The 9,138-nt window shown below is 66.2% G+C and carries 8 protein-coding genes; 5 read left to right on the forward strand and 3 right to left on the reverse strand.

All coding sequences use genetic code 11. The annotated features are described in order from the left end of the window. Positions 1-14: 14 nt before the first annotated feature. Positions 15-647: a nuclear transport factor 2 family protein gene (locus AC3WLD_RS12265; protein WP_492557245.1), complete on the reverse strand. Its 633-nt coding sequence runs from the start codon at positions 645-647 to the stop codon at positions 15-17. 161 nt (positions 648-808) lie between these two features. Between AC3WLD_RS12265 and AC3WLD_RS12270 the strand changes: the two genes are divergently transcribed. From AC3WLD_RS12270 to AC3WLD_RS12290, 5 genes are read left to right on the forward strand one after another with little or no spacing between them, the layout of a single operon-like run. Further along, a complete protein-coding gene (locus AC3WLD_RS12270) occupies positions 809-2,857 on the forward strand; it encodes a PQQ-dependent dehydrogenase, methanol/ethanol family (protein WP_492557246.1) in 2,049 nt (682 codons plus the stop codon). A 4-nt stretch (positions 2,858-2,861) separates the two neighbouring features. After that, entirely contained in the window at positions 2,862-3,650 is a 789-nt protein-coding gene (locus AC3WLD_RS12275; protein ID WP_492557247.1) for an enoyl-CoA hydratase/isomerase family protein, read from the forward strand. Between the two features lie 3 nt (positions 3,651-3,653). Further along, a complete protein-coding gene (locus AC3WLD_RS12280) occupies positions 3,654-4,301 on the forward strand; it encodes a flavin reductase family protein (protein ID WP_492557248.1) in 648 nt (215 codons plus the stop codon). Continuing rightward, positions 4,298-5,605 (forward strand): MFS transporter, encoded by a 1,308-nt coding sequence (locus AC3WLD_RS12285; protein WP_492557249.1) that lies wholly within the window; start codon positions 4,298-4,300, stop codon positions 5,603-5,605. The genes AC3WLD_RS12280 and AC3WLD_RS12285 overlap by 4 nt, the downstream gene beginning before the upstream one ends. A gap of 4 nt (positions 5,606-5,609) precedes the next feature. Beyond that, the gene (locus tag AC3WLD_RS12290) at positions 5,610-7,109 is read left to right on the forward strand and encodes an aldehyde dehydrogenase family protein (RefSeq protein WP_492557250.1); all 1,500 of its coding nucleotides are present in this window, start codon (positions 5,610-5,612) and stop codon (positions 7,107-7,109) included. A 13-nt stretch (positions 7,110-7,122) separates the two neighbouring features. Here AC3WLD_RS12290 and AC3WLD_RS12295 read toward each other — a convergent pair whose 3' ends face one another. Then, on the reverse strand, positions 7,123-7,881 hold the full coding sequence (locus tag AC3WLD_RS12295; protein WP_492557251.1) for a TetR/AcrR family transcriptional regulator: 759 nt from the start codon (positions 7,879-7,881) through the stop codon (positions 7,123-7,125). Positions 7,882-7,942: 61 nt separating this feature from the next. Then, on the reverse strand, positions 7,943-9,064 hold the full coding sequence (locus AC3WLD_RS12300) for an acyl-CoA dehydrogenase family protein (protein WP_492557252.1): 1,122 nt from the start codon (positions 9,062-9,064) through the stop codon (positions 7,943-7,945). Positions 9,065-9,138: the final 74 nt, after the last annotated feature.

Raw genomic sequence — 9,138 nt, forward strand, 5'->3', positions numbered from 1 at the left:
CGCACTGGAAAAAGCTACTTTCCCTCGAATTGCGCTAGCATCCTGTACCACTCGTCGTCGCTGCTGCGCTCGGTGTGCGTGCCTGCGGGCCACTGCGCAAACGGAGCGTTCGCCGGCATCGCGGTCGAGGTGTAGTCGGACAGGCCGCGGCGGCGGATGATTTTCCACACGCCGCTGCGGCGTTCGTGGAAATCGAGGTAGCGACCTTCGAAGAACACGTCCTCCTCGCCGCTGCCGTCCTTCACCGGGCGCCGGTGATGGGCGAAATAGTAGCACTCGCTGAAGGCGCGGTCGCCGTTCACCCGGATGCTGACGTTGCTGATGTGGTGGGCGCAGTACTTGAGCTGGACGAGGATCTTCATCGCGAAGCCGACGAAGTCCTGGCTCTTGCCGTCGAAGCCGCCGTGCTTGTGGGTCGATTCCGGCCAGAAGCAATCGCGGATCATCGCCTCGTCGGCATGATCGTTGCCGCGGGCGTACTGCATCAGGACTTCCTCGACCTGGGTGCGCGAGACGAGCATGTCGAGCTGGTCGGCGACGCTTGGCGTGCGTTTGCGAGGCGCAGCAGCGACTCCGCCCGCTCCTGCTGTAAGACCCCCGGCAAGGACCGCTGCCGCCAGCGCCGTCCTGCGATCCAATCCGCTCATTTCCTGCATCCTTTCCGCCATTTGAAAAGTTCCGGCGGTGTCTCCCGCCTTGCCTTGGCGGATAGCATGCCGCCGTGTTGACTTCACGCGAAATCTGCACCAGTGTGCATTTATCCGGCCCGCAACGACGAGTCCGGAGGCAACTTTTCGGGACGATGCTGATGGGCCGTTTTCTTGCACGCGCGACGCTGTTTGCCGGCGCCGCCGCGCTTCTTGCCACCGCTGCCAGCCAGACCGTCGCCGCGCCGGGCGGGACACCGGTGGAAGGGCGCGACTGGTTCAGCTTCGGCGGCGACGACAGCGAGCAGCACTATAGCCCGCTTACCCAGATCACCGACCAGAACGTCAACCGGCTGGGCCTCGCCTGGTACTACGACCTCGATACCTACGATGCCTACACCGCGCCGCTCGCGGTCGATGGCGTGCTCTATTTCGCGGTCGGGAGCAGCGTGATCCACGCGATCGACGCGCGCTCGGGCAAGCTGCTGTGGAAGTACGATCCGAAGGTTGCCGAAGCCCCGGAAGCACAGTGGCGTCTGCGCGCCGGGTGGGGCATCCGCGGCATCGCCTATCGCGACGGCAAGGTCATCACCGCGACGCGCGACGGCCGGCTGCTCGCGGTCGATGCCCGCAACGGCAAGCTGCTGTGGAGTGTCCAGACGCTCGACGAGGCAGAGGGCGCGTACATCACCGGCCCGCCGTTCGTCGCGGGCGACAAGGTGGTGATCGGTTTCGGCGGCGCGGACTATTCGCGCGTGCGTGGCTATGTCACCGCGTACGACCTGAAGACCGGCAAGAAGTCATGGCGCTGGTACGTCGTGCCCGGCAACCCGGCGGTCGACAAGGACGAAACCACGCTAAAGGCCGCTTCGACCTGGAAGGGCGAGTGGTGGAAGTTCGGCGGCGGCGGCGCGGTCTACCAGGCCATGGCCTATGACGCGAAGTACGACCGGATCTACCTCGGCACCGGCAATGGCTTCCCGTGGAACCAGAAGATCCGCTCGCCCGGCGGGGGCGACAACCTCTACCTCGCCTCGATCGTTGCGGTCGACGCGAAGACGGGGCAGTACGTCTGGCACTACCAGACGAACCCTGGGAACACCTGGGACTTCAACAACGCCATGGACATCGAGCTGACCGACATGGTCGTCGATGGCCGCAAGCGCCCGGTCCTGCTCCATGCGCCGAAGAACGGGTTCTACTACGTCATCGACCGGGAAACCGGGAAGCTGCTCTCGGCCGAGAAGTTCGGGCCGGTGAACTGGGCGGAAAAGATCGATATCGCGACCGGACGACCGATCGAAAACCCCGAAGCGCGATACGAGGACGGCAAGCCGTTCGTGCTTTACCCGTTCCCCAACGGGGCGCACGGGGTGCAGGCGATGGCGCACAGCCCGCAGACGGGCCTGACCTACATCCCGGTGATGGAGGGCGGGCGCGTCCACATCGATCCGGACCTCAAGACCTGGAAAGTCCGTGACGGATTGTTCGTCAACACTGGCCTCGGTGCGCCACCCGCCGGAATCGTGACCCCGCCGTCGAAGAGCTTTCTGCTTGCCTGGGACCCGGCGAAGCAGAAGGAAGTCTGGAAGATCCCGCAGCCCGGCACGTTCAACGGCGGCGTGCTGGCGACCGGGGGCAACCTCGTGTTCCAGGGCCAGAACTCGGGTGATCTTGGTGCCTACCGCGCAACTGACGGGCTCAAGCTGTGGAGTTTCTTCGCCCAGAACGGCATCCTCTCCGCGCCGATCAGTTATTCGGTCGGCGGGGTGCAGTATGTAACCGTCATAGCCAGCTTCCGTTCGAGCTTCGCCAATTCGCCCAACTGGGATTACCGCCAGCAGAAGCGCCGGGTGCTGACATTCCGCCTTGGCGGCAAGGCCAGGCTGCCGAAGTTCGAGATGGTGGCGGAGGACTTTCCCGACGATACCGCGTTCGAGATCGACCCCAAGAAGGCCGCGATCGGCGCAGGCATCTATGGCACGAGCTGCGTTATCTGCCACGGCGGCGGGATGATCGCAGGCGGTGCCGCGCCCGACCTGCGCAAGTCCCCGATCCCGCTCGACAAGGATGCGTTCTGGTCGGTCGTCCACGATGGCGCGCTGATGGACCGCGGCATGGGCAAGTTCGATAACCTGAGCGACGCGGAGATCGAGGGGCTGATGCACTACATCCGCCAGCGCGCCGGCGACACCAAGCCGAAGACGTAAGACGATGACCGGGGAGAGCCAGGATCTTCTGGTCGAGCGGCGCGCGGACGGGATTGTCCTCGTCACGCTCAACCGGCCGCGGGCGAAGAACACCGTCTCGTTCGGGATGTGGGAGGCGTTGGCCGACCTGCTCACCGAGCTGGAAGGCGCGAGCCCGGCACGGGCCGTGGTGATCTGCGGCGCGGACGGCTATTTCAGCAGCGGCGGCGACGTCAAGAACCCGCCGGCCCGCGGCGAGGGCGCTCTCAACCTCGCCGCCCGGCTCGAACTCGGCCAGCGGGCGATCCGCCGGCTCGCGGCGCTTCCCATTCCGACCATCGCCGCGGTCGAGGGCGGCGCGTGGGGCGTATCGTGGGGGCTGGCGCTGGCCTGCGACGTGCTGATCGCCGGGGCCTCGGCCTCGTTCGGCGCGCCATTCCTCAAGTTCGGCCTGGTGCCTGACGGCGGCGTCTCGTGGTACCTGACCCGCGAAGTCGGGCGGCGCATTGCTTCGGAAATCATCTACTCCGGCCGCGCCGTGCCGGTCGATGAAGCCGCGCGCCTTGGCCTCGTCAGCCGGACCGTCCCCGACGGATCTGCTCTCGCCGAGGCGCTGTCGTTCGCGGCCGCGATGGGCGACGGCAACCGGCAGGCGACCGAACTGACCAAGCGCCTGATTCACGCGTCGGAAAGCGCCAGCCTCGAAAACGCGCACGCGCTCGAGCTGGTCTATTGCCATCAGCTCCAGTCCGGCGACGAGGCGATCCGCGCCCGCGAGGCCTTCTCCGCCCGTTCCGCCGCGAAGAAGGGCTGAGCCATGCGCTACGACATGCGCGAGCTGCGCCTTGGCGACCGCTACAAAATTCTCAACTCGACCGTCACCCCGCGTCCCATCGCGTGGGTGACGACGGTATCCGCGGACGGCGTGGTCAACGCCGCGCCCTACAGCTTCTTCAACGTTTGCGGGGTGGAGCCGCCGCTGGTGGTGCTGGGCTTGCTCAAGGACCTGCGCACCCGTGCGCTCAAGGACACCGCGCGCAACATCCTCGACACCGGCGAGTTCGTCGTGAACCTCGTCTGCGAGGCTGACGCGGAGAAGATGAACCTGTCGAGCGTCGATGCGCCGTCCGGCGTCAGCGAGATCGACTATGCCGGGATCGAGACCGCGCCGGCGACGGTGGTCAAGCCGCCGCTGATCGCCTCCAGCCCGGTCAGCTTCGAATGCCGCAAGACGGTCGCGCTCGACCTTGGCACCCACCAAACGGTGATGATCGGCGAAATCCTCGTCGCCCACATCGCCGATCCGTTCATCTCGAACCCCGAGAAACTGTACCTCGATACCCCGGCGATGGGGCTGATCGGGCGCACCCACGGTGCGGGCTGGTATGCCCGGACGACCGACCAGTTCGCGATCGAGCGTCCCGCCTACGATCCTGCCCGCGCCTCCAAGGAAACCGCCGAATGACCGATCTGCGCTATCCCCGGAGTGCGGTCGCGTGGCTGACCGTCGCGATCCTGTTCCTGCTCTACATCCGCAGCCTCGCCGATCGCTACCTGATGGCGCTGATGGTCGAACCGATCAAGGCGGACCTCGGACTGTCGGACCTTCAGGTCAGCTTGCTGCAGGGGCCGGCCTTTGCGGTGCTCTATTCCATCTGCGCGGTCCCGGTGGGGCTGCTGCTCGATCGCTCGCGGCGGCGCTGGGTGCTGTTCGCCTGCGTTGTCCTGTGGAGTTCGGGCGCGGCGTTCTGCGGGCTGGCTGGGACCTTCATGGCGCTCGCCTTCGGGCGCTCGCTGGTCGGGGCGGGGGAGGCGGGGTACACCACCGGCGCCTACTCCATCATCGGCGACAGCTTCCCGCCGCAGCGCCTTTCGCTGGCCATGTCGATCTTCGTGATGGGCGGGGTGATGGGCGCCGGCATCGTGTTCCTGCTCGGCGGACCCTTGGTCGACGCGGTGCTCAAGGGGGCAATCAGCCACTGGCCGCTGATGGGCAACTTCGCGCCGTGGCAGCAGGCGTTCCTCGTCACCGGCATTCCCGGCATCGCCACGGCATTTCTCGTGCTGCTGTTTCCGGAACCGCCCCGGCACCGTCCAGCCGGTGCGACGGCAGCGGGCGGCGGGTACGGCGAGGCACTGCGATTCATCCTCTCGCACAAGCGGGCGTTCTCCGCGATCATCCTGGGCATCGGGCTCGTCTATACCGTGACCATTGCCCAGCAGCTGTGGCTGCCGACGTACCTGACCCGTACCTATGGCTGGACCCCGGCGCAGATCGGAGTGACCCTCGGCATCGCCCAGATGCTCCCGGCGGCGAGCCTCCCGTTGCACGGGCTGGCGGTCGACCGGATGTTTTCGGGTGGCCGGCGCGACGCGCATATCCTGTGGTGCCTGGTGACGATGGTCATTGCCGGCCCGCTGGCTATCGCGGCGTACCTCGTGTCGAGCCCGATGCTGACCGTGGTGCTGTTCGGCCTCTACATGCTGTTCATCCTCTCGACCGCGTCGATGGGGCCGGCGGCAACGCAGGTCGTGACCCCGCCGGAACTGCGCGGGCGAGTCTCGGCGATTTTCGTGCTGGTCACCGGGCTGATCGGCATGGCGCTGGGCACGTTTCTCGTCGGTTTCACCACCGACAAGATCCTGCACGACCCGATGAAGATTGGCACCTCGCTGATCCTGCTGATCGCCGTGGTCTTCACGATCGTCGGCGTGTTGTTTGCCTTCGGCCGCGCCGACTTGCGCCGCCTCGCCGTTCTCAAGGACTGACCCAATGAACGCTCCTGCTACCGGCTTTTCGGCCGCGCTGCCTGCCCAGTACAATGCGGGCCGCAACCGCTTGCTGATCGACGGCAAGCTCGTCGAGCCGCTCGGCGGTGAGTGGTTCGACGCGATCGACCCTTGCACCGGCGACAGCATCGCCCAGATCGCGGAAGGCACCGCTGCCGACGTTGATCGTGCGGTTGCTGCCGCACGCGCCGCGTTCGAGGGGCCGTGGAGCAAGTTCACCCCGGCCGAGCGGCAAGCCTGCCTGCTGCGCCTCGCCGACCTCGTCGAGCGCGAGTTCGCCGACTTCGCGCTGGTCGATACCCTGGAGATGGGCCGGCCGATCACCCCTTCGACGATGATCTCCTCGATCATCGTCCGTGCCATCCGGCACTTCGCCGGGCTCGCCACGGCCATCCATGGCCATACGCTGGGTAATTCCGCGCCGGTCGAGCTGATGAGCATGACGCTGAAGGAGCCGGTCGGCGTCGTTGGCGTGATCATCCCGTGGAACGGCCCGATCTTCTCCGCCGCGTGGAAATGCGCGCCAGCGCTGGCGGCGGGCTGCACCATCGTACTCAAGCCGTCCGAGAAGGGATCGCTCACGCCGCTGCGGTTCGGCGAGCTGTGCCTCGAGGCCGGCTTTCCGGCGGGGGTGGTCAACGTCGTCACCGGGCACGGCGGCGCAGGGGCGGCGCTTTCGGCGCATCCCGACGTCGACAAGATCACCTTCACGGGCTCCTGCGGCACCGGCCAGAAGATCATCCAGGCGAGCGCCGGGACAGTCAAGAAAGTGACGATGGAACTGGGCGGCAAGTCGCCCAACATCATTTTCGCCGACGCCAACCTCGACCTTGCGGTGCCGATGGCGGCGAGCGCGATCTTCAACAACAGCGGGCAGGTATGCAGCGCCGGATCGCGCATCTTTGTCGAGCGGTCGATCCACGACGAGTTCGTGGCGCGGCTGGCCGAAGTGGGACGCCAGTACAAGGTAGGCCACTCGCTTGACCCTTCAACGCAAGTCGGTCCGATCGTCAGCCAGGTCCAGTATGACCGGGTGCGCGGCTATCTCGACCTTGGTCCCCAGGAAGGCGCGCAGGCGGTGCTTGGCGGGATGACCCTTGCCGAAGGCGCGCTGGCCGACGGCTTCTATGTCGCGCCGACCCTGTTTGGCGATGTGCGCGACGATATGCGGATCGCGCAGGAGGAAATCTTCGGCCCCATCGGCTGCGTCCTGCCGTTCGACAGCGCGGACGAGGTCGTCGCCCGCGCCAATGCGACCCAGTTCGGCCTCGCCGGTGCGGTCTGGACCCGCGATATCTCCCGCGCGCTGACCGTGGCCAAGCGGGTGCGGGCCGGCACCATCTGGATCAACCACTACCACACGATGGATCCGGGCGTGCCGTTCGGAGGCTACAAGATGAGCGGGTTCGGGCGCGAAGGGAGCTTCGACCACGTTGAAAGCTACCTTGAAACCAAGAGCCTGTGGATCAGGACCGACGCCTGACCGGTGTCGGTGATCAGCCCTTGCGCTTCATTCCCGCAAAGTGCCCCTGCATCAAGGGGTGCTCCTCCAGCGTCAGCAGTGCCTCGGTGATTTCCTTGCGGGCCGCGCCCTTGGTCGCGCCGGCCATCACCGTAAGGAACCCGCGGACCACCTCGACCACCATGTTCTCGTCCGGGATCTCGCCCTCGGTCCACGCGTGGGCGGTGGCGTAGCGATAGCGGACAAGCATCGAGACGAGGTCGTCGGCATCGACCCACGGTTGCAGCTGGCGCTTGGCACCCAAGTCCTTGATCCACGGCTCGTGCGAATGCGCGGCGATGTCGTGGATCGCCTGTCGGATCTCCGGGTCTACATCCGCCGAGTAGTAGATGTTCATCAGCGCCCGCGTGTAATTGCGGATCTCCAGGTTCCGCCGCGCGACGATCACCAGTCGCTCGATCATCCATTCGAGCGTGGCGTCGTTGGTCGAGTAATGGATCTTGCGCTCGTATGCCTCCATATACTTGCTGATCGCGGAGGCGACGAGGTGTTCCTTGGACTGGAATGCGTTGTAGAGCGTGCGCTTGGCGACGTTGGCTCGCTTGGCCACATCGTCCATGCTGAGGTTGGTCAGGCCGACCTCGCCGATCATCCGGCGGGTTTCGTTGAGAATCCGATTGCGCCGGGCGACAATAGAAGGGCTGGAATAACCGGCGGAACGCGTGCTGCCGGCAGGCTTTCCTTCCGCAATCTGGTCTTCGTCGTCGACGGTGGCGATATGGGTGGTGGGCATCCCCGCATACCTGTCACGTTCGCGGCGGTGAGCCAACCGGAATCTGCACCGTTGTGCTAGTTCAGAGCCCCGACAACGTCGCGTAGCGGTCGCGGTGGAAGGCCGTGTTGCCCCAGGTCATGTCGGCCGCATGGGCGCGTTTGAGGTACAGGCCGGCGTCATGTTCGTCGGTCATGCCGATCCCGCCATGGAGCTGGACGGCCTCCTGTGCGACGTGGCGCAGGGTCTTGCCGGCGAGCGCTTTCGCCAGCGAAACGAGCCGGGCACTGTCGGGATCATCGACGTCGAGCGCGGCGAGCGCAGCGCGAACGGCCGAGCGGGTGAGTTCGAGCTCTGCGAGCATGTCGGTCGCGCGGTGCTGGAGTGCCTGGAACGAGCCGATCGGGCGATCGAACTGGACGCGGGTGCGCATGTATTCGACGGTCATTTCGAAGGCGGCCTGCGCGCTGCCGAGCATTTCGGCCGCCAGCACGGCACGGCCTGCATCGAGCGCTGAGGTAAGCGGTGCGAGCACTCTCCCGCATTCCCCCAACAGCGAAGTTGCCGGAAGTCCGACGGCGTCGAAGGCGACAATTGCTGCCCCTCGGCTGTCGATCTGGCGGAGCGGGGTGACCGTGATCCCAAAGCTTACGGCGGGGCAAAGAAACAGCGCAAGGCCGCTGTCCGTCGTCGCTGCGACGATGAAGGCGTCGGCAGCCGGACCATCGAACACTGGACGCTTGGTCCCATCCAGGCGCCATCCGCCGCCCTCGCGAACGGCAGACAGCCCGGCTTTGTCCGGCGTATGAAGCGGGCCTTCGTCGAGGGCCAGCGCGACAACAACCTTGCCCGCAATGATCGGCGAGAGCCACTGGTCCTTCTGCTCGGGCGTACCGAGCGCGGCAAGGAGCGAGGCCGCCACCACGCCTGTACCGATCAGCGGCGACGCAGCGAGCGTACGGCCCAGTTCTTCGGCGATCAGCCCGGCTGCGGCATGACCCATGCCGAACCCGCCTTCGCTTTCGGCAACGGTCACTCCTGTCCAGCCCATCTCTGCCATCTTGGTGAACAGGGCGGGGTCGTGGCCGATCGACGGTTGCGACTTGCGCAACGCGCGCAGCGCGGTGATCGGAGCGTTTTCTTCCGCCCAGCCGCGTGCGGACTCGCGGATCATGGCCTGTTCTTCGGTGAGCGCCAGTGTCATCTAGTTGTCTCGCTCAGTCCGTCGGCAGGCCCAGCTCGTGCCGGGCAGTGATGTTGTTCTGGACCTCGGTGCTG

This window comes from Novosphingobium sp. FW305-C-111 (assembly GCF_058783565.1).